Source organism: Bradyrhizobium sp. ORS 278, assembly GCF_000026145.1.
In the GTDB taxonomy this organism is placed as follows: Bacteria; Pseudomonadota; Alphaproteobacteria; order Rhizobiales; family Xanthobacteraceae; genus Bradyrhizobium.
Genome location: NC_009445.1, coordinates 361,385 through 383,634 on the forward strand (window position 1 = coordinate 361,385; position 22,250 = coordinate 383,634).

At 65.4% G+C, this 22,250-nt stretch carries 26 protein-coding genes; 11 read left to right on the forward strand and 15 right to left on the reverse strand.

Annotated elements, in window-relative coordinates; translation table 11 throughout:
* Positions 1 to 402 precede the first annotated feature (402 nt).
* The 3 genes from BRADO_RS01665 (at position 403) to BRADO_RS01675 (ending at position 2,594) form a co-directional block, all read left to right on the forward strand.
* Positions 403 to 957: a fasciclin domain-containing protein gene (locus BRADO_RS01665; protein WP_011923583.1), complete on the forward strand. Its 555-nt coding sequence runs from the start codon at positions 403 to 405 to the stop codon at positions 955 to 957.
* 210 nt (positions 958 to 1,167) lie between these two features.
* Complete coding sequence (locus tag BRADO_RS01670; protein ID WP_011923584.1) at positions 1,168 to 1,797, forward strand: cytochrome b/b6 domain-containing protein; 630 nt, start codon at positions 1,168 to 1,170, stop codon at positions 1,795 to 1,797.
* Between the two features lie 14 nt (positions 1,798 to 1,811).
* Positions 1,812 to 2,594: a molybdopterin-binding protein gene (locus BRADO_RS01675; protein WP_011923585.1), complete on the forward strand. Its 783-nt coding sequence runs from the start codon at positions 1,812 to 1,814 to the stop codon at positions 2,592 to 2,594.
* 165 nt (positions 2,595 to 2,759) lie between these two features.
* Here BRADO_RS01675 and BRADO_RS01680 read toward each other — a convergent pair whose 3' ends face one another.
* Positions 2,760 to 3,956: a YbfB/YjiJ family MFS transporter gene (locus BRADO_RS01680; RefSeq protein ID WP_011923586.1), complete on the reverse strand. Its 1,197-nt coding sequence runs from the start codon at positions 3,954 to 3,956 to the stop codon at positions 2,760 to 2,762.
* A 273-nt stretch (positions 3,957 to 4,229) separates the two neighbouring features.
* Between BRADO_RS01680 and leuB the strand changes: the two genes are divergently transcribed.
* Positions 4,230 to 5,342, forward strand: a complete 1,113-nt coding sequence (gene leuB, locus BRADO_RS01685) for a 3-isopropylmalate dehydrogenase (protein WP_011923587.1) — start codon at positions 4,230 to 4,232, stop codon at positions 5,340 to 5,342.
* Between the two features lie 1,465 nt (positions 5,343 to 6,807).
* Here the strand turns inward: leuB and BRADO_RS01690 are convergent.
* The gene (locus BRADO_RS01690) at positions 6,808 to 7,188 is read right to left on the reverse strand and encodes a hypothetical protein (protein ID WP_011923588.1); all 381 of its coding nucleotides are present in this window, start codon (positions 7,186 to 7,188) and stop codon (positions 6,808 to 6,810) included.
* A gap of 225 nt (positions 7,189 to 7,413) precedes the next feature.
* Entirely contained in the window at positions 7,414 to 8,217 is an 804-nt protein-coding gene (locus BRADO_RS01695; protein WP_011923589.1) for a hypothetical protein, read from the reverse strand.
* Between the two features lie 114 nt (positions 8,218 to 8,331).
* On the opposite strand from BRADO_RS01695, the gene BRADO_RS01700 reads away from it, so the two are divergent.
* Both BRADO_RS01700 and BRADO_RS01705 read left to right on the forward strand, forming a co-directional pair.
* Positions 8,332 to 9,366 carry an aspartate-semialdehyde dehydrogenase gene (locus BRADO_RS01700; protein WP_011923590.1) on the forward strand — a complete coding sequence of 345 codons (1,035 nt, stop codon included), beginning with the start codon at positions 8,332 to 8,334 and terminating at the stop codon, positions 9,364 to 9,366.
* Between the two features lie 317 nt (positions 9,367 to 9,683).
* A complete protein-coding gene (locus BRADO_RS01705; protein WP_011923591.1) occupies positions 9,684 to 10,244 on the forward strand; it encodes a TIGR00645 family protein in 561 nt (186 codons plus the stop codon).
* A gap of 81 nt (positions 10,245 to 10,325) precedes the next feature.
* Here the strand turns inward: BRADO_RS01705 and BRADO_RS01710 are convergent, their stop codons facing one another.
* A complete protein-coding gene (locus BRADO_RS01710) occupies positions 10,326 to 10,970 on the reverse strand; it encodes a carbonic anhydrase (protein WP_011923592.1) in 645 nt (214 codons plus the stop codon).
* A gap of 101 nt (positions 10,971 to 11,071) precedes the next feature.
* On the opposite strand from BRADO_RS01710, the gene BRADO_RS01715 reads away from it, so the two are divergent.
* Positions 11,072 to 11,950 (forward strand): CoA ester lyase, encoded by an 879-nt coding sequence (locus tag BRADO_RS01715; protein WP_011923593.1) that lies wholly within the window; start codon positions 11,072 to 11,074, stop codon positions 11,948 to 11,950.
* Positions 11,951 to 11,971: 21 nt separating this feature from the next.
* Here BRADO_RS01715 and BRADO_RS01720 read toward each other — a convergent pair whose 3' ends face one another.
* The 5 genes from BRADO_RS01720 to BRADO_RS01740 form a co-directional block, all read right to left on the reverse strand.
* Positions 11,972 to 12,343 carry a c-type cytochrome gene (locus BRADO_RS01720; protein ID WP_011923594.1) on the reverse strand — a complete coding sequence of 124 codons (372 nt, stop codon included), beginning with the start codon at positions 12,341 to 12,343 and terminating at the stop codon, positions 11,972 to 11,974.
* Between the two features lie 39 nt (positions 12,344 to 12,382).
* Positions 12,383 to 12,799 carry a hypothetical protein gene (locus BRADO_RS01725; protein ID WP_011923595.1) on the reverse strand — a complete coding sequence of 139 codons (417 nt, stop codon included), beginning with the start codon at positions 12,797 to 12,799 and terminating at the stop codon, positions 12,383 to 12,385.
* Between the two features lie 99 nt (positions 12,800 to 12,898).
* Positions 12,899 to 13,696, reverse strand: coding sequence for a hypothetical protein (locus BRADO_RS01730; protein ID WP_011923596.1), 798 nt, complete (start codon positions 13,694 to 13,696; stop codon positions 12,899 to 12,901).
* An 85-nt stretch (positions 13,697 to 13,781) separates the two neighbouring features.
* Positions 13,782 to 14,384 carry a 3-isopropylmalate dehydratase small subunit gene (gene leuD / locus BRADO_RS01735; protein WP_041755988.1) on the reverse strand — a complete coding sequence of 201 codons (603 nt, stop codon included), beginning with the start codon at positions 14,382 to 14,384 and terminating at the stop codon, positions 13,782 to 13,784.
* Positions 14,385 to 14,477: 93 nt separating this feature from the next.
* Positions 14,478 to 14,876 (reverse strand): metallopeptidase family protein, encoded by a 399-nt coding sequence (locus BRADO_RS01740; RefSeq protein WP_041755989.1) that lies wholly within the window; start codon positions 14,874 to 14,876, stop codon positions 14,478 to 14,480.
* A 148-nt stretch (positions 14,877 to 15,024) separates the two neighbouring features.
* On the opposite strand from BRADO_RS01740, the gene BRADO_RS01745 reads away from it, so the two are divergent.
* The 4 genes from BRADO_RS01745 to BRADO_RS35560 all read left to right on the forward strand — a co-directional run bounded on the left by BRADO_RS01745 (position 15,025) and on the right by BRADO_RS35560 (position 17,277).
* Positions 15,025 to 15,354 (forward strand): hypothetical protein, encoded by a 330-nt coding sequence (locus tag BRADO_RS01745; RefSeq protein ID WP_011923599.1) that lies wholly within the window; start codon positions 15,025 to 15,027, stop codon positions 15,352 to 15,354.
* 277 nt (positions 15,355 to 15,631) lie between these two features.
* On the forward strand, positions 15,632 to 15,898 hold the full coding sequence (locus BRADO_RS01750; RefSeq protein ID WP_041757262.1) for a hypothetical protein: 267 nt from the start codon (positions 15,632 to 15,634) through the stop codon (positions 15,896 to 15,898).
* Between the two features lie 83 nt (positions 15,899 to 15,981).
* Complete coding sequence (locus BRADO_RS01755; protein ID WP_041755990.1) at positions 15,982 to 16,251, forward strand: hypothetical protein; 270 nt, start codon at positions 15,982 to 15,984, stop codon at positions 16,249 to 16,251.
* Positions 16,252 to 16,614: 363 nt separating this feature from the next.
* Entirely contained in the window at positions 16,615 to 17,277 is a 663-nt protein-coding gene (locus BRADO_RS35560; protein WP_011923601.1) for a hypothetical protein, read from the forward strand.
* 74 nt (positions 17,278 to 17,351) lie between these two features.
* On the opposite strand, the gene BRADO_RS01765 is transcribed toward BRADO_RS35560, so the two are convergent.
* The 6 genes from BRADO_RS01765 to rpsP all read right to left on the reverse strand — a co-directional run bounded on the left by BRADO_RS01765 (position 17,352) and on the right by rpsP (position 22,131).
* On the reverse strand, positions 17,352 to 17,567 hold the full coding sequence (locus BRADO_RS01765; RefSeq protein WP_011923602.1) for a hypothetical protein: 216 nt from the start codon (positions 17,565 to 17,567) through the stop codon (positions 17,352 to 17,354).
* A gap of 204 nt (positions 17,568 to 17,771) precedes the next feature.
* The gene (leuC, locus tag BRADO_RS01770) at positions 17,772 to 19,178 is read right to left on the reverse strand and encodes a 3-isopropylmalate dehydratase large subunit (RefSeq protein ID WP_011923603.1); all 1,407 of its coding nucleotides are present in this window, start codon (positions 19,176 to 19,178) and stop codon (positions 17,772 to 17,774) included.
* 424 nt (positions 19,179 to 19,602) lie between these two features.
* Positions 19,603 to 19,989 (reverse strand): 50S ribosomal protein L19, encoded by a 387-nt coding sequence (gene rplS / locus BRADO_RS01775; RefSeq protein ID WP_011923604.1) that lies wholly within the window; start codon positions 19,987 to 19,989, stop codon positions 19,603 to 19,605.
* A 107-nt stretch (positions 19,990 to 20,096) separates the two neighbouring features.
* Positions 20,097 to 20,870 carry a tRNA (guanosine(37)-N1)-methyltransferase TrmD gene (gene trmD / locus BRADO_RS01780; RefSeq protein WP_011923605.1) on the reverse strand — a complete coding sequence of 258 codons (774 nt, stop codon included), beginning with the start codon at positions 20,868 to 20,870 and terminating at the stop codon, positions 20,097 to 20,099.
* Positions 20,871 to 21,073: 203 nt separating this feature from the next.
* A complete protein-coding gene (rimM, locus tag BRADO_RS01785) occupies positions 21,074 to 21,670 on the reverse strand; it encodes a ribosome maturation factor RimM (protein ID WP_041755992.1) in 597 nt (198 codons plus the stop codon).
* Between the two features lie 128 nt (positions 21,671 to 21,798).
* Positions 21,799 to 22,131: a 30S ribosomal protein S16 gene (rpsP, locus tag BRADO_RS01790; protein ID WP_011923607.1), complete on the reverse strand. Its 333-nt coding sequence runs from the start codon at positions 22,129 to 22,131 to the stop codon at positions 21,799 to 21,801.
* Between the last annotated feature and the right edge of the window lie 119 nt (positions 22,132 to 22,250).

Below are 22,250 nucleotides of genomic sequence, written 5' to 3' on the forward strand. Positions count from 1 at the left end.
ACCGTGCAGGACATCCCCTTCCCGCAGCCGGCGTCGTGGCGACCAATCAACCTTAAGAAAGTCTTACTCGCAACGTCTTCGGCAGCTTTGGCCGGGCTCGGCTCGGATCGTAGTTAATGGCCGAGCCGCGATCGGCGGTGATCGGCCATTGGCCGATCGTGCTGATGAGATCGATCACGTTGCGACAAAGCGGCGCGCGGCATCTCGGCCAATGGGCCGGTGAGACGATCTCGGTCGCGGTTGGTTTCACGGATCACGTTAAATTATGCCGCGAAACTCGTTCCTCAAAGCGCGCGTAGCTCGGCCCGACACGACGCAAGAGCAAGACAGCTCATCATCGCATCGGTGTCGCAGTCGATCTCATCACGCGGCGCTGCCGCCGCCATTGTTCAGGAGCTACCCATGTCCAAGCGCATTGCCTTCCTCGCTGCCGCCGCCTTCAGCGCGCTGTCGCTGACCTCGATTGCCGTCGCGCCCGCGCGCGCCGAGGAGAAGACCGTGATGGTCGGAGGCGCGGCGATGTATCCGTCGAAGAACATCATCCAGAACGCGGTGAACTCGAAGGATCACACCACGCTGGTCGCCGCGGTGAAGGCCGCCGGCCTCGTGCAGACGCTGGAGGGCAAGGGCCCGTTCACGGTGTTCGCGCCGACCAACGCCGCCTTCGGCAAACTGCCGGCCGGCACCGTCGACAACCTGGTCAAGCCCGAGAACAAGGCGACCCTGACCAAGATCCTCACCTATCACGTCGTGCCCGGCAAGCTCGAAGCCGCCGACCTGAAGGACGGCCAGGTGCTGAAGACGGTCGAGGGCGAGCAGCTCACCGTCAAGCGCGACGGCAAGACCGTCATGATCATGGACGCCAAGGGCGGCTCGTCGACGGTCACGATCTCCAATGTCAACCAGTCGAACGGCGTGATCCACGTGATCGACACCGTGCTGCTGCCGGCCTCCTGATCGCGGTCTGAGACACCGGTCGCATCCGTTTCTTCCTCCTCCTCCTCCTCGCGGATGTGACCACGAGCGAGCCGGGCCCACCCCGGCTCGCTTTTTGTGAGAGCTATCGCCCGCCAAGCATCGATTTGCCGGTTTGAGCCCGTAACGGGCGGTCAGTCTTTGGCGTATATCTGATTGGAACCTCGAGCCCCCCGAACCACCGAGCCCGTCATGTCCAGCATCACTGCCTCTGAGACGACGATCGTCAGCCCGCAGACCAGACTGATCCAGCCGGCCTGGGTGCGCGTCATGCACTGGATCAACGCCGTGGCGATGATCATGATGATCATGTCGGGCTGGCAGATCTACAACGCCTCGCCGCTGTTCGACTTCCGCTTCGACCGCAGCATCACGCTCGGCGGCTGGCTCGGCGGCGCGCTGCTGTGGCACTTCGCCGCGATGTGGCTGTTGATGCTCAACGGTCTCGCCTATCTGGTCACCGGCCTGATCACCGGCCGGTTCCGCCGCAAGCTGCTGCCGATCTCGCCGGCTTCCGTGATTGCCGACCTCAAGGCGGCGCTGACCTTCAAGCTGTCGCATGACGATCTCTCCGCCTACAACGCGGTACAGAAGCTGCTCTATCTCGGCATCATCCTGGTCGGCATCGTCGTCGTGCTCACGGGGCTCTCGATGTGGAAGCCGGTGCAGCTGCACTGGCTGGTGACGCTTTTCGGCGACTATCCGGCGGCGCGCTACGTGCATTTCGTCTGCATGGCGCTGATCTGCGCTTTCCTGGTGATCCACATCGTGCTCGCGCTCCTGGTGCCGAAGAGCCTGCGCGCGATGATCATCGGCCGCTAAGAGGAGAGACCATCATGGCCAAGCGTCCGTTCCTGATTCCCGGCGTCGACAAGCGGCTGCTGATCAAGGATTCGATCAAGGCGATGCCCGATCTCACCCGCCGCCGCTTCATCACCGGGGGCGCCAGCCTCGGTGCGCTGACCCTGCTCACCGGCTGCGACGTCGTTGACGGCGACACCGCCGAGGAACTGCTCAAGAAGGTCTCCAAGTTCAACGACGCGGTACAGTCCTGGATCTTCAATCCCGACGCATTGGCGCCGACCTTCCCGGAGAGCGCGATCACCAAGCCGTTCCCGTTCAACGCCTACTACACGCTGGACGAGGCGCCGGAGATCGACGCGGCCGACTGGAAGCTCGAGGTGCGCGGCCTGGTCGACAACAAGAAGTCGTGGACGCTCGACGAGCTGCACGCGCTGCCGCAGGTCAAGCAGATCACACGCCACATCTGCGTCGAGGGCTGGAGCGCGATCGGCTCCTGGACCGGCACGCCGCTCCGCGACTTCCTCAAGCTGGTCGGGGCCGATACGCGTGCAAAGTATGTTTGGTTCAATTGCGCGGACTCGCAGGGTTACAATTCACCCTTGGACATGCGCACCGCGCTGCATCCGCAGACCCAGATGACGTTCAAGTTCGACGACCAGATCCTGCCGCGCGCCTACGGCTTCCCTATGAAGATTCGCGTCCCTACCAAGCTCGGCTTCAAGAATCCGAAATACGTCGTCGCGATGGAAGTCACCAACGACTACAAGGGCGGCTATTGGGAGGACCAGGGGTACAATTCGTTCAGTGGGAGTTGAGCTCCAGGCAACAGAGCCCGAATGCCGGCTGCAATCTCCGCTGTCGTCCCGGCCTTGAGCCGGGACCCATAACCACCGGCCGTGGTGAGGCAGGTAACTGCCAGCAACGTTCCTCGATAGCTTCCGCGGTATGGGTCCCGGCGTTCGCCGGGACGACACCGTTTTTTAGGCCCGGCCGGTGCGCTTCAACTTGCCCTGCATCGCCGCCATCACCGCGCCGAGCAGCAGCAACGCCGCCGACACGTTCAATGCATAGGTCAAACTCCCCATCGCATCGGTGATCGCGCCGACGGCGAAAGGCCCAAGCGTCTGCCCGACGCCGAACGAGATCGTCAGCGCCGCGATCGCGCGCGGCCAGGCGGCTTGCGGCAGGTTGAAGCGGACGAACGCCGTCGTCGCCGTGGTCACCGTCGAGAAGGCGATACCGAACACGGCGGCCGACAAGGTCAGCATGATCGGCGAATGGCTGAGCGCGGGCAGGGCGGCGCCGATCGCGTTGATCGTCAGGATGAGCGCGGTCGGCCAGCCGCCGCGGTCGAGCGCCAGCACGCGGCGCCACACCCAGGGCGTGGCGAACCCGGCCAGCCCGATCAGGCACCAGAAGCCGGATTGTGCCGCGGCGCCGCCGCCGAGATCGCGTACATAGGCGATCATGAAGGTCAGATAGGCGATGTAGCCGGCGCCATAGAGGAAGTAGCCGAACAGATAGATCGCCATCGGCCGCAGCGAGACGCGGTCGGCGCGCGTCTCCGGCGCGGTCGCGTTCGATGGCAGCCGCGTCAGGAGCAGCGGCACGATCAGAACCGCGCCCACACAAGCGAGCACCGCCCACACGATCCACCACGATCCCGGCCCGAAGGCCTGCAGCACGAACGGCGCGATCAGCCCGGAGATGACGATGCCGAGCGGCGGCCCGGCATAGAACAGGCTCAGCACGAAGCTCGCCTGCGCCGGCCGCGCCAATGCGACCCGCGCCGCCAGCGCGCCACCGGCCACGAGTGCGACGCCGGCGCCGATTCCGGTCACGAGACGTGCCAGGCTGAGTGCAACGAAGTCGCCGGTCGTCGCACAGACCACGAGCGAGGCCAGCGCCGCCAACGTGCCGCCGCGCACCGCGGCGAGGGCGCCGAAGCGGCGGGCCGTCTGCGATGCGATCAGCGCGCCGATCAGGTAGCCGGCGGCGTTCACGGTATTCATGAAGCCCGCCGCTGAATACGACCAGTGCAGCGTCTCCCGCATGTCGGGCAGCACCAGCGCATAGGCGAAGCGGCCGATGCCAAGCCCGATGATCGGCCCGAGCGACAGCGTCAGATTGGTCAACGCCGGATGGGCCGGCGTCGTGTCGGAAGGCGGGGTTGGCAAGACATGCTCCGGCGCGGCGATCGGCCGGCAAATCCTGCTGCTCGGCGGCGATTTTCAAGCACATTATCGCTCGCCCGCCCGCGACAGAAGACGTGCCCCGGCAATGGTGGCTTGCCAAGGGCGCAGGAGGGCTTTAGCACTCCGCCGATTTTGACAAGCTCCCGTCCTTGCCGGCCGCTGCCGCCGATCCGATCGGCGGCAAGCCGGCAATCCCAAGCATGATGGTTGCCCGCGCAACGCCCGGGCATGACCAGCCCTACGAGGACAACGACCATGGCGACCCACAAGCTCCTGCTGCTGCCCGGCGACGGCATCGGCCCCGAAGTGATGGCCGAGGTGAAGCGGCTGATCGGCTGGCTCAACGGCAAGGGCCTGGCCTCGTTCGAGACCGAGGACGGTTTGGTCGGCGGCGCCGCCTATGACGCGCACGGCGCCTCGATCTCGGAAGGAGACATGGACAAGGCCAAGGCGGCCGACGCCATCATCTTCGGCGCCGTTGGCGGTCCGAAGTGGGACGGCGTTCCCTACGAGGTGCGTCCCGAGGCCGGCCTGCTCCGCCTGCGCAAGGATCTCGGCCTGTTCGCCAACCTGCGTCCCGCCGTCTGCTATCCGGCGCTCGCCGACGCCTCCAGCCTGAAGCGCGAGATCGTCGAGGGTCTCGACATCATGATCGTGCGCGAGCTCACCGGAGGCGTGTATTTCGGCGAGCCGAAGACCATCACCGATCTCGGCAACGGCCAGAAGCGCGCGATCGACACCCAGGTCTACGACACCTATGAGATCGAACGCATCGCCCGCGTCGCCTTCGACCTCGCGCGCAAGCGCAAGAACAAGGTGACGTCGATGGAGAAGCGCAACGTGATGAAGTCGGGCGTGCTCTGGAACGAGGTCGTCACCGCGGTCCACGCGCGCGAGTACAAGGACGTCACGCTCGAGCACCAGCTCGCCGATTCCGGCGGCATGAACCTAGTGAAATATCCCAAGATGTTCGACGTCATCGTCACCGACAACCTGTTCGGCGACATGCTGTCCGACATCGCCGCGATGCTGACCGGCTCGCTCGGCATGCTGCCGTCGGCCTCGCTCGGCGAGGTCGACGCCAAGACCCACAAGCGCCGCGCGCTGTATGAGCCGGTGCACGGCTCGGCACCGGACATTGCAGGCCGAGGCCTCGCCAACCCGATCGCGATGCTGACCTCCTTCGGCATGGCGCTGCGCTACTCGTTCGACCTCGGCGCGCTGGCCGACAAGCTCGACGCCGCCATCGCCGCCGTGCTGGCGAGCGGCCTGCGCACCGCCGACATCAAGGCCGAGGGCTCGACGCCCGCGTCGACCACGCAGATGGGCGAGGCGATCATCAAGGAGCTCGAGACGCTCACGGCGTAATTTGCCCCATGCTCATTTGAGCCAAGCAATCTCCGCGCGGACGCTCCGCTCCCCTCCCCCTTGCGGGGAGGGCTATCGCATATGGCGATGCGGAGCTGTACCGGCGAACGATCCTGCTCATGTGTTACTCCGTCATGCCCAGGCTTGTCCCGCCTGCGCGGCCGAAGCCGCCCGGCCATGACCACGTGGAGAGAGACGAGCACATAACCGCGATCTTCATATGCAATAGCCCTGCCCTTGCGGGGGAGGGGTTGGGGTCTCCACCGCGTGAGCCCCGCTCGGGGCGCTTTCATCTTCCGAATGAGGAAGTGCTGGTCGCTTTCGTCGATGCGTCTCTCTCTCGCAGCGCATCCGCCCCCCGTCGTCACGTGGACTCATCGGACAGCATCGCCCGGGGACCCCCACCCCCGCCCCCACCGTAAGGAGAAGGGAAGCGCACCGGAGCTGGTCATGCAGCCCGATCGACTCATCGGCGCAGTCTCCAACCGCTTTGGTGCGAGGCGCAAGCCGGCCCGCCCGTCGAGCAAATCAGTTCGGCATTTGGCGCGATCGATCTCGCTCGACCGTCGCGAGCGCGCATCTTTGCCCTGCAAATCCGCTGCGCCGAGAAACTCATTTCCCCCGCGCGATCAGTCGCATCGGCCCAGCCGCCCGCTTCCGCTGAAATTTCTTCTTTCGTTTTTACAGAACTCATGCTCTCTTCGCTTTATCCCGTCTCGCCACAAGGGGCGTTTCGCGGTCGTCACGAGGCGTGAGGCGGGGATGCGGTGGCCGCGGGGGCTCGCAGCATGTCAATCGGCGTGCGGACGAACGAGCTCTTGCGGACGTGAAGCTGCGTGGTCCTGGCGCCCCGAAGCTGGCGCCAAGTTCGCGACGGTGCCTGTGCATCGCGCGGATGACGGTGGCTAACGAGCCGGACACCGGGGAGAGCGCAGAGTAAGCGTGAAGACCATCGCGCAGGGAGGGCCGGGTCAAGCCGGCTGTACCTGTGGTTCCTGCCCCGTGCACTTCTTCCTGCACGGGGGCCACGGGCTTCAGCCGAGGCCCGGCCTTCCCTGCGCCCTCGTTCCGGATGAGGGCGAAGACACCAACAACGCTCGGACGCGAAAGCGGGTGCGAGGCTGGATCATCGTGCCGAGAATCCGGTGTCGTCCCGGCCTTGAGCCGGGATCCATACCCACCGAAGCCGATGGGACGAAAGCTGGAGCTGCGAGATTGGGCGACCAGGCCGGACGGTGGTTATGGATCCCGGCGTTCGCCGGGATGACGCGGAGGGCTGGAGCAGGCGTGGGCGATCGGCGTGTCGCGATGTGTAAGCCATGTCCCCGAACGGCCGTCAGCCATGTGTCCGAACGGATGACCCGTGATGCGGCCATGTGGCATGGGACGACGACAGCGTGGGTCGCAGGACAGCAAAAAGGCCGGGCGAAAGCCCGGCCTTGGTGATCGGATGATGTCGCCGCCCTCAGTAGGGGATCGGAATCCGCGTCGGATAGCCGCCGAGATCGGACGGCGGCATCAGCGGCTGGCGGTCGATCGGGCGGTTCAGGTTCTCACGGGCGAACGATGGATAGCCGACGGCCGGCGGGAAGGCGTAGTCCGAGAACTTGCGATCACCCGGCAGCACCTCGGTGCCGCCGTCAAGGAAGGAGCGCCGCGTAACGTAGACGCGGGTGCGCGGACCAGCCTGGTAGGAGTAGTTCGGGCCGTTGGAATAAACCTCCGCGGGGCGGCGCTTGGTTGTGGCGGCCTCGGCAGAGGTGATGGCAAAGGAGGTGACGGCAAGACCCGTTGCGGCGATCACCGCCAAGGCCATGACCCGGGTCGCAGCAGGAAATTCAATCATCACGTCCTCTTCCTCGCGCCAAAATGGGCGGGCGCTCGCCATCCGCATGATCTGGCCCGCACAATATCTGCGTCGGCTGTGGCATCACAAGGTCATTCCCGCGACGGCCGCAAAGATAAATTCCGGCTGTGGCGGGAAAGTTGCATCAAAATCCGTGACTTGCCGTCGACGATGGCCGCGTCGAGGCGCTGCGACATCGAGCAACAGGCGGACGCGAATGATCGCTCAATAGGTGCCGCGCAGCTTGGGATTATCGAGCGCGGTGATCCAGTCGTTCAGCGTCTTGGCGACGGCGGGGGCATCGCAATCGGCGCGGCGCGGCTCGGCCTGGGTAAACAGATCGGTCAGGGCGGCGTCGTGGGCCGGCGATGCGAGCAGAGTGAGGCGATTCAGCATGCAGCCGATGGCCGCCCGCCGGGTCTGCAGCGCGACGCCCTGGCAGGACCAGCCGGAGATCCGCAGCGCCGGCACCGCGATGGTTTTCATGAAGCCGAGGCAGGCGCCTGGTCCGTCCGGAGCGCCGGCCTGGCGCAGCAGGGTAACGGGGCCGAACCGGCTGTCGATGATGCCCGCCGCCTCCAGCTCCGGGGCCGGGCGCCCCATACGCGCCGCCAGTTCGCCGACCGGATTGCGCATGCCGTCGCGCTCCGGTCCGATCCGGTAGACCTCGATCTCGGCTGCCGGCCGCTCGGCCCGCTCGCCCCAGCGCAACACGTCCTTTCGGCCGCCGGCCTGGTGAGTCACGACGGTGTAGGTCGCGGTCCGGTCAGGCTGGTCAGTCAGCCGCAGCGAAAAGGCGGGTGTCGCGCCGTCAGCAACCGTCCAACCTGCTTTGGTCGGGCTGGGATCATCCTCGCTGTCGAGCCGGTTCCAGACGGCGAGACCCATCATGGCGATCAGCGCCAGAGCCCCCACATAGGCGAACAGGCGCGCGAACGTGCCGCAGACCTCGTCCACCATGGCCTTCACGGCTGGCGGGACCAGGGAATTGCGGGGTGTGGCGACTATACTGGCCGAATCGGGACGCATCGAAGGCGAGACATCGTGGTAACGTTGTGTCAGGGACGTTTCTCGCATAGAAGCGCTGCCGCTTCCGTTTCCGCTGAGATGAGCGGTCGGCCATATTTCTTCGGAGAGTGAACGATGGGTTACAAAGTCGCAGTGGTCGGCGCGACCGGCAATGTCGGGCGGGAAATGCTCAACATTCTCGACGAGCGGAAGTTTCCCGCCGACGAGGTCGTGGCGCTCGCTTCACGCCGCAGCGTCGGCGTCGAGGTGTCCTATGGCGATCGCACGCTGAAGGTCAAAGCGCTCGAGCACTACGATTTTGCCGATGTCGATATCTGCCTGATGTCGGCGGGCGGCACGGTCTCGAAGGAATGGTCGCCGAAGATCGGCGCCGCAGGCGCCGTCGTCATCGACAACTCCTCGGCTTGGCGCATGGATCCGGACGTGCCGCTGATCGTGCCGGAGGTGAACGCCGATGCGGCCGCAGGGTTCAACAAGAAGAACATCATCGCCAACCCGAACTGCTCGACCGCGCAGCTCGTCGTCGCGCTGAAGCCGCTGCACGACAAGGCGCATATCACGCGCGTCGTCGTTTCGACCTATCAGTCGGTGTCCGGCGCCGGCAAGGACGCGATGGACGAATTGTTCTCGCAGACCAAGGCCGTCTACACCAATGACGAGCTGGTCGCGAAGAAGTTCCCCAAGCGCATCGCCTTCAACGTCATCCCGCACATCGACGTCTTCATGGAAGACGGCTTCACCAAGGAAGAGTGGAAGATGATGGCGGAGACCAAGAAGATCCTGGATCCGAAGATCAAGCTGACCGCGACCTGCGTGCGTGTGCCGGTGTTCGTCGGCCATTCCGAAGCCGTCAATGTCGAGTTTGAGCAGCCGATCACGGCGGACGAGGCCCGCGAGATTCTGCGCCGCGCGCCGGGCTGCCTCGTCATCGACAAGCAGGAGCCGGGCGGCTACGCGACTCCTTATGAGGCCGCCGGCGAGGACGCGACCTATATCAGCCGCATCCGCGAGGATGCCACGGTCGAGAACGGCCTCGCCTTCTGGTGCGTGTCGGACAATCTGCGCAAGGGCGCGGCGCTGAATGCGATCCAGATTGCGGAAGTGCTGATCAACCGCAAGCTGATCACCGCCAAGAAGAAGGCGGCGTAACGGACAACCGGTCCGCTCCCGCACATGGAGACCGAAGCCTTGCGTTCGAGTGTCTCAACGTCGTCATGGCTGGGCTGGTCCTCCACGTCGGTCGGCATGAGAGCGACGTGGATGCCCGGGCCTTCGCCGCGCCGAAGCGGCTTCGGCCGCTCAGGCGGGACAAGCCCGGGCATGACGGAGTAGCTCATCAGCAGGGTTGCTGTCGGGACAGCCCTGTCTCTCGATGTGCAATAGCCCGGCGCAAGCGGGGAGAGATTTGCAGCCGGCAGGCTGCATGACTTGGTAGGACGGCAGAACGGATCGCGTGGGGATCGAACGTGGCTGACAGCAAATCGACCGAGCCGGCAGCGGCGCCAGCTTCGGACAAACATGCGCCATCAGCGATCGAGCGCGGGCTCGAAAGCTTCCTGTTCAAGAGCCGCTGGCTCATGGCGCCGTTCTATGTCGGCCTCGTCGTCAGCCTCGCGGTATTGCTGTTCAAGTTCGTGCTGCTGCTGTGGGAGAACGTGATCCATCTGCCTACGGCCAAGGAGAGCGACATCATCCTTGGCGTGCTCAGCCTGATCGACGTCTGCCTGACCGGCAATCTGGTGCTGATCGTGGTGTTCTCCGGCTACGAGAACTTCGTCTCGCGCATCGATCCGAACGGCCATCCGGACTGGCCGGAGTGGATGACGAAGGTCGACTTCGCCGGGCTGAAGCAGAAGCTGCTCGCCTCCATCGTCGCGATCTCGGCCATCCAGCTGCTCAAGGCGTTCATGAATCTCGATGCCGGTTATGATTCAACCAAGCTCGCTTGGCTGGTCGGCGTGCACATGACCTTCGTAGTGTCGACCGTGATGCTGGCGTTGTCGGACCGCTGGACGAGCGATCACTGAAGAGGGGCGAAGTTGCGAATGGCGAGTAGCGAATTGAAATCCAAACTACTTGCTACTCCCTATTCGCCATTCGCGACCTCGCTATTGGCTCGCTCGCGCGCTGCGGAACTCCTTTGCCGCCTGGTCGAGCACGAACAACGAGCCCTCGGCGACGCCGAAATAAGCGCCGTGCAGCTGCAGATCACCGGCCTCGACGCGGCTGCGCACGAACGGGAAGGTCATCAGATTCTCCAGGCTGCGGAACACCGCGGCCTTCTCGATCCGGGTGACGAAGTCCTGAAAGCTCTCCCGGTCGCGCTGCTCGACGATTTCGCCGGGCTTGATGAACATCGACATCCAGCGGCCGATGAAGTCGCCGGGCGACAGCGGGGCCGCCTTGTCGACGAAGGCGCGGATGCCGCCGCATTGGGCATGGCCGAGGATGACGATGTGCTTCACCATGAGCACGGTGACGGCATATTCCAATGCCGCCGACACGCCATGCGCATTGGCGTCGGGCTGATAGATCGGCACGAGATTGGCGATGTTGCGCAGGACGAACAATTCGCCGGGGCCGACGTCGAAGATGACCTCCGGCGAGACGCGGGAATCGCAGCAGCCGATCACCATCACTTCCGGCGACTGGCCGCGCTCGGACAGCTCCAGATAGCGGCTCTGTTCGGTCGGCAGGCGCTGGGTGGTGAAGGCGCGATAGCCCTCGAGCAGACGTTGCGGAAACGAGATCATGGGCCCTGCCTAAACACATGCGGCCTGCGGGAACAAGCCTTTCGGCCCGGCAACCGAAATGGTATCGCGGGCCGCCGCCATAAACCAAGGGAAACGCCGAAATGATCCGCCCGCGCCGCAGTCTCCTGTTCATGCCCGGCTCCAATGCCCGCGCGCTGGAGAAGGGACGGAACCTGCCGGCCGACGGCCTGATCCTGGATCTCGAGGATTCCGTGGCGCCGGACGTCAAGGCGGCCGCGCGCGAGCAGATCGCCAAGGCGGTCGCCGCCGATGGTTACGGCAAGCGCGAGCTGCTGATCCGCATCAACAGCCTGGATACGCCCTGGTGGAGCGACGACGTCGCGATGGCCGGACAGACCGCGACCGACGGCATCCTGGTTCCCAAAGTGTCGACCGTCGCGGACCTGCGCACGGTGAGCAACCGCCTTGCCGAGGTCGGCGCCGATCCGGCGCTGAAGGTGTGGGCGATGATCGAGACCGCACGCGCCGTACTCGACGCGGACCTGCTCGCTGCGACCGTGCATGAGGCGGGCTCACGGCTCGCCGGCTTCGTGTTCGGGCCGAACGACATCTCGCGCGAGACCCGCATCCGCATGGTACCGGGCCGCGCGACGATGCTGCCGATGATCAGCCATTGCGTCCTGGCGACGCGCGCGCACGGGCTCGAGATCCTCGATGGTCCCTACAGCGATTTCGCCAACACCGACGGCTTCGCGCAGGAATGCATCCAGGCCCGCGATCTCGGCTTCGACGGTAAGACGCTGATCCATCCGGGCCAGATCGATGCCTGCAATGCGATCTTCACGCCGCCCGCGGTCGAAATTGCCGAAGCGCGCAAGATCCTGGCCGCGTTCGAACTACCCGAAAATGCATCGCGCGGCGCGATCCAGATCGACGGCCGCATGGTCGAGCGGCTGCATGCCGAGATGGCCAAGCGCACGATCGCGATCGCGGACGCGATCGCCGAGATGACGAAGTAGTCAGAAGGAGGACTCGCCGCGTCAGATCTGTCGAAGGCTCAGGATGTAGTTGACGAGGTCGCCGCGCTGCTCCGACGTGAGGATGACGTTGGGCATCGTCGGGTGGCTGCTCTGCAGGAACACCTTCAGCGACAGCTCGGTCGTCGATGGCATGTTGGCCACTGCCGCGAAATCAGGCGCCGTCCGGGTCTGGGCTCTGGCGCCGCTCGCGTCGATGGCGTGGCACGGACTGCACCAGGACTCCGCCAGCTTGCGGCCGGCCTGGACGCTCTCCGCCGCGGGCGTGGCACCATTGGCGTAGTGCAGCCGGATCAGCAGCATTGCGGCGAGCGCGAGCAGGATCGCGGCGCCGACATGGAGCCAGGTATTGCGGTGCAGATTCGGCAGACTCATCGCTTTGCTCCGCTTGATGTGAGGGGAGGAGAGCGGCGATCAGTGCTTGGTGACGGCGACGCCGAGGCGGTCGATGGTCGGCGCGTTGAGGCAGTAATCCTCGTAATGCGCATCGCTGGTTCCCGCCGCGAGGTCGCGATGGCAGCGCGGCTTGTCCTTGCACATCGCGCAGACCCGCTCCATGTCGCGCAGCACCAGCGGCTCGGCGCGCGACAGCGCGGCCTCGTCGATGCCGAGCGCCTTCAGCATCAGGGGCAGCTCATCGGCCGCGTGCTCGCCCTGCCGCACCAGCTCGTCGAGATCCGACGGCGTGACCTGCAGGTCCAACGCGATGCGCTCGAAATCGTCCCGGTCGAGCTGCCTCAGCTCGCTCAGCTCACGCCGGTGCCGCAGCCATTGCGCGAACGTGTCGATGAGAAACTGCACGCGGGGATAGGGCTTGGCTTGGGCCGACATGACTCGTCTCCGATGATTGCCTGCAATCAATCACCGGCGGGCCGCGCCGACGTTGCGTTAGATCAAGCAGCGGAACAGCCCTGCCGAAGGCGCAGACCGTCAGGCGCCGAAGCGCTCGGTCGCCCAGGCATAGAGGCTGCCCGGTATCGGCGCCTCGCCGCCGCGGCCCTTCGGCGAGATATGCAGGCCGATGATGCCGGGATCGCTGATCAGGCCGGAGAAGTCGCTGGGATCGAAGAACGCCCTGGGCTCGGCGTGCGCGGCATAGAAGCTGCGCTTCGGCAGCGCATGGCGCAGCGAGCCGTGGCGGCGGGCCAGCGCGGTCAGCGCGGCGGGGCCGAAGATGGCGACGCGGATATCCGACAGGCGGTCGGAGACGCCGCGCAGGCGTCGCAGCGCGAAGGTGATGCGGTGACGCAGCGACAGCCAGTTCGGCGTCAGCGCGTCCTGCGCCATCAGCGCGGCGAACTCGGCCACGATGGGGTCGTCGGGCGGCAGATACAGCACGGAGTTGCCGAGCTGCCGCGGCCGCTCCCAGGCGAATGTGGGCAGCGCCGGATCGATCTCGACCGGGCGCAGCAGCAGCACATCGGCATCGAGCCAGAGTCCGGCGCGCTCGGCCATCAGCCGCATGCGGAAGAAGTCGCTGAATTGCAGGGTCGTCCAGTCGCGCCAGCTGCCGTCCGGCTGCGGCGGCCTGAGACGCTCGGCAAACGCACAAGGCAGGATCGCCTCGGCGTCGGCATTGCCAACGCCGTCGGGCAGGCCCGGCAGCGGATCGAAGCTGTAGACAGTGACCTTGTGGCCGGCGGCGAGCTGCGAACGCAGACAGGTCTGGCGCAGCCGGTCGAGCGGCCCGCGCCAGAAGGTGACGACTTCGGGCAATACGCGCGGCAACGGCGGACCTGTGCTCGGGATGCTCTCGAAACAAGGCCCCGGACGAGGTCCGGGGCCCGCGAACTCTGTGCTGTCAGGCGGGGGCTCAGGCCCAGGCGCGCTCGGCGAGCTTGGCCTCGTAGCTGTCGATCGAGGCCTTCTTTTCCAGCGTCAGCCCGATGTCGTCGAGCCCGTTGAGCAGGCAGTGCTTGCGGAACGGGTCGATCTCGAACTTCACGGTGCCGCCGTCGGGGCCCCGGATCTCCTGGGCGGCGAGATCGATCGTGAGCGTCGCATTGGCGCCGCGCTCGGCGTCGTCGAACAGCTTGTCGAGATCGGCCTGCGAGACACGGATCGGCAGGATGCCGTTCTTGAAGCAGTTGTTGTAGAAGATGTCGCCGAACGAGGTCGAGATCACGCAGCGGATGCCGAAATCGAGCAGCGCCCAGGGGGCGTGCTCGCGGCTCGAGCCGCAGCCGAAATTGTCCCCGGCGACCAGGATCTTGGCGTTGCGATAGGCCGGCTGGTTGAGCACGAAATCGGGGTTCTCGCTGCCGTCGTCCTTGTAGCGCTGCTCCGAGAACAGGCCCTTGCCGAGACCGGTGCGCTTGATGGTCTTCAGGTACTGCTTGGGGATGATCATGTCGGTATCGACATTGATGATCTTCAGCGGCGCGGCGACGCCTTCCAGCGTGGTGAACTTGTCCATCGGGGGCACCTTCGAGAGTATCGGGCAGGCCGCTGTTTAGCCCGATTGGCGGGGCGGATAAAGTCAAATTGCCCGAAAATCCAGCCGTCCAGGTCAGTCGGCGGCGGCCTCGATCGCTTCCATGTCGTCGTCCGACATCCCGAAATGATGCCCGATCTCGTGGATCAGGACGTGGCGGACGATGTGGCCCAGGCTCTCGTCATGCTCCGCCCAATAGTCCAGGATTGGGCGGCGATACAGCCAGATCATGTTGGGCAGGCGCGGCAGGTCGTCATTGCTGCGGAACGGCAGCCCGGTGCCCTGGAACAGGCCGAGCAGGTCGAACTCGCTCTCGGCCTGCATCTCGTCGAGCACCTCCTCGGTAGGGAAGTCGTCGACCCGGATGATGACGCCCTCGCACATCCTGCGGAAATGCGCGGGCAGCCGCTCGAACACATCATGCGCCATCGCTTCCATGTCGGCGAGCGAGGGGGCCTTCAGTTCTGTCAACATTGCCGCCTTCTCACCCCCACTTTGCTGATGTCGCGCCCTGGTTCTATGACAAGTGTGGCGGCGTTGCGATTGACGCCAGATGCGAAAACGGCGACCGTTCGAAGCGCGCGATTTAGGTGTTGGGGGACGCATGCGACAGAAGTCGATGATGCTGGCGGGAACGGCGCTGGCGGCGGCCATCATGGTCTCGATGTCGGCAGGAGCTCGGGCCGAGCCGCCCGCCGGCGCAAACCGCGAGGCCATGCAGCTCGAGAGCATGCAGCGCGACGCCAGCACGGATTTCTCAGCGCAGCGGCGCCCGCGACGGGTCCCGATCTATCCGCGTCAGTACGAGGGACACTGGGAGCCGGACGTGGTGCCGCACTACAATCCGGGGCCGAACGCGGTGCGTGTCTGCAATGCCTCCTACGTCCCGGAGCACCGGCCGAGCGGGACCGTCATCGTCCCGCACATGAGCTGCTACTGGCGGCGCGGCTGATCGGTGCCGCGCTTGCGGAGACCGATGCGACTGGTCGCCGCTGCGACAGCTCCCCAGCCTTCGGTCTGATAGTGCCCGTCATGCCACAGTGCCGTTATGTCGCGCGGCAGCCCGGAACCGCGCGCGGCGGTTCGGCATTCTGCTCCGGCGCAGGTCTTCAGGTCCCATTCACGTCGCTCATTCGAGACTGATCTGCGTCGTACCGCGGCGGCGGCCATCAGCTGAGATGGTGGTGCACGGTGCCCGGCGTGATGTCAGGCGATCGAAGGAGGAGTTCATGACTGTGATGAGGCTGTTGGGCATCGCGGCGGTCGGCGCCGTCCTGGCTTTGGCTGCGCCCGCGCAGCGCGCAGAGGCGCTCTCGCTGAGCAATCCGGGCGCAGCGGCTGCTGTGCAGCAGGGCGCGGCCCAGGAGACGACCCAGGCACATTGGCATGGGCGCCGCCATTGGCATCCGCGGCGGCACTACTACCCGCGGCACTATTATCCGCGCCATCACTGGCGTCCGCATCACTGGCACCGGCACCACCACCGCCACTGGTGAGCCGCGGCGTCGATGATGATCGACATCAAACAGGCCCGCTCTGCGGGCCTGTACGTTATGGTGGGCCGGGAATAAGGTCTGCGATGACTTCGTCCATCACCAAGACGTGGCTCGGGATCGGCGTCGTGACGATCGCGTTGCTGATAGCCGGTTCTGCTGCGACCTCCCCCGCGACCGCTGCGTCGTTTGGCGTGCAGACCGGCCGCTCGCTGGCTGCTACGGAGATTGGCTCTCGTCGGCCCATTCGGTCGAGATCGATCGTGTCGCCCCCTCGTTATATCGGGCGCCCGAACGCGTACGTGCCGGCTTATCCTCCAGATTCGACCATCCTGTTCACGCCGTTCCTCGACTGAGTCTTCCATCGCTGCAATGACGCGTTCGCTCAGCGAATAAAGCGCGGGCGCGCACCAGAAGCACCGCAGCCTCGCTGGCCGCGCGCAGGCAGCGTTGACGTTGCGGAACACATCGACGAAATGCTCCTGAGCAGCCGTCGCGCAAGATCGAACATCATCAGTCGAATGACGACGGTGACGCTGCTCAGCCTGTGCTCTGCCGCGACGCCACGCCGCAGATGCGCGCGTTGCGTGCATCATTCATGCCGCATTCACGTCGCTATCTCTACGTTCATGTTGGGGGTGCGCCAAATCCACCGATCGGACGGTCAGCAAGGGCGCTGCATGGGTCCATCGTTGCACATCATTCAGGGAGAAGGGACGATGATGAGGATGAAGGACCAGCGTGCTGGTCTCGCTCGTCGCCTCAGTCTTGCGGCGGCGGCACTAATTGTGTTGGCGGGCGCGTCTGGTCGGCCGGCATCGGCAATGACGCCTGTCAGCCCCGGCGCCACACCTGTGGCTCCAGCATCTGCTGAAGCCTTGACGATTCAGGTGCGTGGCCCCGGAGGTCATGGCGGGGGAGGAGGCGGCCACGGCGGTGGCGGTTTCCATGGCGGCGGTGGCTTCCACGGAGGTGGCGGCTTCCACGGCGGCGGTGGCGGCTTCCATGCTGGTCCAGCTTTCCATGGTGGTGGCGGCCCCGCGTTCCACGGTGGTGGCGGGATGTTCAGGGGCGGCCCGGTTTTCCATGGCGGCGGTGGCCCGCGACCTGTATTCCATGGCGGTGGCGGCTACTATCAACGTCCGCATTATGCCTATCGGCCATACTTCCATCATCATCGCCGCCACTTCTACGGCTATAGCAGCTACTACTACCCGACCTACACCACCGGCTACTACTACCCCTATCGCCGCTGCCGCATCGTCTACACCTATTATGGTCCGCGACGCGTCTGCCATTATCGGCACTTCCGTGGTTACCATTGGCGTCATCACCACCGCTGGCACCATCGTCACCACCGCCATCACTGGCGCTACTACTGATTACGTCGAGAGGTGATCGAGACAACGAGGGACGCCCCAGGGCGTCCTTCTCTCGTTTCAGGGCATGCGCGTGGTCAGAGCCAGTCCTTGAACTGCCAGTTCTTGACCGTCAGCTTCCAAGGCACCAGCGTCTCCAGCCGCCACTTGGCGAACCGCCCGGGCGGCCAGTTCGAAAGCCGGCGCTCTTCCTTCGGCTCTTCCGGCTTGGCGATGATCTTGGCCGGCGGCGTCTTGCGGCGCTGACGGGTCGCGTCACGAATGAGGTCGACGTATTCCGGCTTCTCGGCCATGACAGGCTCCTCGGCAGGCTCCTCGGCACGTTCCTCTGCGGACGCGATGCGTCAGCGGTAGGATTGTGCGTGAGGAGCATTAAGGAGCTCTTGCCGGGCAGCTTCGATGTTGAGTCGAAATGAAAATGCGGCGGCTCCTTCTGAAGCCGCCGCATTCCTTATAGATCGGCCGCTGTGCAGTTCTGCTGCGCCAGCGGAATCAGCTCAGCGCCAGTCGCGCACGTCGACGAAGTGACCGGCGATCGCGGCGGCCGCGGCCATCGCGGGCGACACCAGATGGGTACGGCCCTTGAAGCCCTGACGGCCCTCGAAGTTGCGGTTCGAGGTCGAGGCGCAGCGCTCTTCCGGCGCCAGCTTATCCGGGTTCATCGCGAGACACATGGAGCAGCCCGGCTCGCGCCATTCGAAGCCGGCCTTGATGAAGATCTTGTCCAGACCCTCGGCCTCGGCCTGCTCCTTGACGATGCCCGAGCCCGGCACGACCATCGCGTTGACGTGGCTAGAGACGGTCTTGCCCTCGGCGATCTTGGCGGCGGCGCGCAGGTCCTCGATGCGGCCATTGGTGCAGGAGCCGATGAAGACGCGGTCGAGCTTGATGTCGGTGATCTTCGTGCCCGCGGTCAGGCCCATGTATTTCAGCGCGCGATGCTTGGAGATGCGCTTGGCCTCATCCGCGATCTTGTCGGGATCCGGCACCATGCCGGTCACCGAGATCACGTCCTCGGGCGAGGTGCCCCAGGTCACGATCGGCGGCAGCTTGGCGGCATCGAGCCGCAGCTCGTGGTCGAAATGCGCGCCCTCATCGGAACGCAAGGTCTCCCAGTAGCGCATCGCCGCATCCCAGGCCGCGCCCTGCGGCGCCTTGGGGCGGCCGCGTAGGAAGTCGTAGGCCTTCTCGTCCGGCGCGACCAGGCCGGCGCGTGCGCCGCCCTCGATCGACATGTTGCAGACGGTCATGCGGCCTTCCATCGACAGCGCGCGGATCGCTTCGCCGGCATATTCCAGCACGTAGCCGGTGCCGCCCGCGGTGCCGATCTCGCCGATGATGGCGAGGATGATGTCCTTGCCCGTCACGCCGTCCGGCAGCTTGCCGTCGACGGTGACGCGCATGTTCTTCGCCTTCTTCTGGATCAGCGTCTGCGTCGCCAGCACATGCTCGACCTCGGAGGTGCCGATGCCGTGCGCCAGCGCGCCGAACGCGCCATGCGTCGAGGTGTGGCTGTCACCGCAGACGATCGTGGTGCCGGGCAGCGTAAAACCCTGCTCCGGGCCGATGACGTGGACGATGCCCTGGCGGCGGTCGAACTCGTTGTAGTACTCGATGCCGAAGTCCTTGGCGTTCTCGGCCAGCGTCTTGATCTGCTCGATGCTCTCCGGATCCGGGTTCGGCTTGGAGCGGTCGGTGGTCGGCACGTTGTGATCGACGACGGCCAGAGTCTTCTCCGGCGCATGCACTTTGCGGCCGGTCATGCGCAGGCCCTCGAACGCCTGGGGCGAGGTGACCTCGTGGACCAGATGGCGGTCGATGTAGAGCAGGCAGGTGCCGTCCTCGGCTTCGTGTACCAGATGGTCGTTCCAGATCTTGTCGTACAGGGTAGTCGGCTTCGACATGAGCGAATGCTCCCGGGAATGAAGGTTTGAAACTGAACGCGTGACTGGCACGCGCGAACAAGCAGGAGGAGGCGCTGCGGCTTACAGCGCGCGCCTAAGCTCCGACGTCGCAGATGTCGCGAACCGTCCGAAGAACCGCCCGGGCAGCCGGCTATGATCGTCGATGACGACGCGGCGGCAGGCCATGCTGGTGCGATCTAGAACCATTTCAGGGAAATATATAGCACGCGAGCCGCCGAGTGCGAGATGCGTTTGTCGCAGGGAGGACGCGCGATCTCTCCGTCATTGCGAGCGAAGCGAAGCAATCCAGGGGCTGAGCAAGGACCCTGGATTGCTTCGTCGCTTCGCTCGCAAGGACGGCGGAGCAAAACAAAAAAAGCGCGGGGCCAGCCCGCGCTTTTCGTCAATCCAACGGAAGCAACGATTATTCGTTGACAGCGGCAGCCTGCTGGCGGTCCTGCTTCTCGACGATGCGGGCCGACTTGCCGCGCAGCTGGCGCAGGTAATACAGCTTGGCGCGACGCACCTTGCCGCGGCGCACGACCTTGATCGAGTCGATCATCGGGGACAGGATCGGGAATACGCGCTCCACGCCCTCGCCGTAAGAGATCTTGCGGACGGTGAAGCTCTCGTTGATGCCGCCGCCGGACCGGCCGATGCAGACGCCCTCATAGGCCTGCACGCGGGTGCGCTCGCCTTCGACCACCTTCACGTTGACGATCACGGTGTCGCCCGGGCCGAACTCCGGAATTGTCTTGTTGGCGGACAGCTTGTCGAACTGCTCTTTTTCGAGCTGCTGGATCAGGTTCACGGGTAAATCTCCATCGGCGGCGCGCCCAGCCGGGTCACGCGGGCTGCGCTTGTTCCTGCCGTCACTTGCGGAATTGGGCGCTCCTATAAGGCAAAGCGCGAGGCTTGTCACCCGTCTGTCGTGCTTTTTGGCGCTTTTTGGCTGGTCCTGCTTTGTTCCCGGGGCTGGCGTGCCTGCCATTCGCCCCAGAGGTCGGGCCTGCGCGCCTCGGTGAGAGCCAGGGATTGTGCATGGCGCCACGCCGCGACCTTGGCGTGATCGCCGGAGGTCAGCACATCCGGAATGCTACGGCCCTCGAAGACCTGCGGTCGGGTGTATTGCGGGTACTCGAGTAGGCCGTCGGAGAAGCTTTCGTCGGTGCCGGATTCGAGCTTTCCCATTACGCCCGGCAGTAGCCGCACGCAGGCGTCGATCAGCACCAGCGCGGCGATCTCGCCGCCCGACAGCACGTAGTCGCCGATCGAGACCTCGATCAGTTCGCGTGCGTCGATCACGCGCTGGTCAATGCCCTCGAAGCGGCCGCAGACGATCAGCGGCCCGGGCCCCGCGGCGAGCTCGCGCACGAAGGCCTGGGTCAATGGCCGGCCGCGCGGGCTCATCAGCAGCTTCGGCCGCTCGGGTGCGATGGCCGCGGCGTCGATGGCGGCTGCCAGCACATCGGCGCGCAGCACCATCCCCGGGCCGCCGCCGGCAGGCGTGTCATCGACGCTGCGATGCTTGTCGGTGGCCGACGCGCGGATGTCGCGCGCCTCCAGTGACCAGATGCCTGATGTCAGCGCCCGGCCGGCGAGGCTCACGCCGAGCGGTCCGGGAAACATCTCCGGAAACAGCGTCAGCACAGTCGCGCGCCAGGGCGCGGTCAGAGGGGGCGAAGTGGTCATGGCGCTCTGTACGGCAGCGGCGAAGCAAGATCGAGCCCACCGAATGCGCCAAGCGCAAAGACTGGTGCGACTCCACCACCGGTGTCGTCCCGGACAAGCCGTGACGCGCATCAGCGCGTCGCCGCGCCGATCCGGGACCCATACCGCGTGATGTTGGAAAGTGACACGCTGCCAGTTCCGCGCAAGCCAATCGGCTGCGGTGGCTATGGATCCCCGCTTTCGCGGGGATGACGAGCTGAGTTTGGGGCGGCAGCATCGTCCTCAGCCGACGCCGATTCATCGGCCGAAGCTCGATCCTCGCCGTCAATCTCATCAGGCAGCTCGATGATGACCCGCCCGCCCGCGAGGTCCACCGTCGGCACCACGGCATTGGTGAACGGCAGCATCAGGGTGCTGCCGGAGGGCGGAGCGATCTCGATGATGTCGCCGGCGCCGAAATTATGGATGGCGAGCACGCGGCCGAGCGGGGCGCCGGCCGTGGTCTCGGCGGCCAGGCCGATCAGGTCGGCGTGGTAGTATTCATCGTCGTCGGTCTCGGGCAGGCGGTCGCGCGGCACGTAGAGCTCGACGCCGTTGAGGCGTTCGGCCGCGTTGCGGTCGGTAATGCCCTTGAAGCTCGCGACGAGATGATCCTTGGCCTCGCGCGCCTTGGTGACCTCGAACGAGCGGCTGCCGTCCTTGGTCGTCAGCGGGCCGTAATGCAGCACGGCCAGCGGGTCCTCGGTGAAGGTCCACAGCCGAACCTCGCCGCGCACGCCGTGCGCGGCGCCGATCCTGGCGACGCAGATCAGCTTGGACATCACGAGGCCTCGTCCTTCGAGACGCGCGCAACGGCGCGCTCCTCAGGACGAGGAGCCAAGTCCTCATGCCGAGGAGCACGGCCAAAGCCGCACGTCTCGAAGCATGAGGCCACGATCGTCAAAGGACGTTAGCCCTTGGCGGCGGCTTCGGCCTGCGCCTTGCGCTCCTTGCGCGGCACGGCCTTCTCGGGGTTGTTGCGGGCTTCGCGCTTCTTCACGCCGGCGGTGTCGAGGAAGCGGGCGACGCGGTCGGACGGCTGTGCGCCCTTGGCGAGCCAGCCCTTCACCTTCTCCATGTCGAGCTTGAGGCGCGCCTCGTTGTCCTTCGGCATCAGCGGATTGAAGTAGCCGAGACGCTCGATGAAGCGGCCGTCACGCGGAAAGCGCGAGTCGGCGACGACGACGTGATAGACCGGGCGCTTCTTGGTGCCGGCACGGGCGAGACGAATGACGACGGACATGAAAGTTCTCCTAGGTGTCGATGGATTGATGTGAAGGTTGGATAGAAGTCGTCATTGCGAGCGAAGCGAAGCAATCCAGGGCGGCACGCGCGACTCTGGATTGCTTCGTCGCTTCGCTC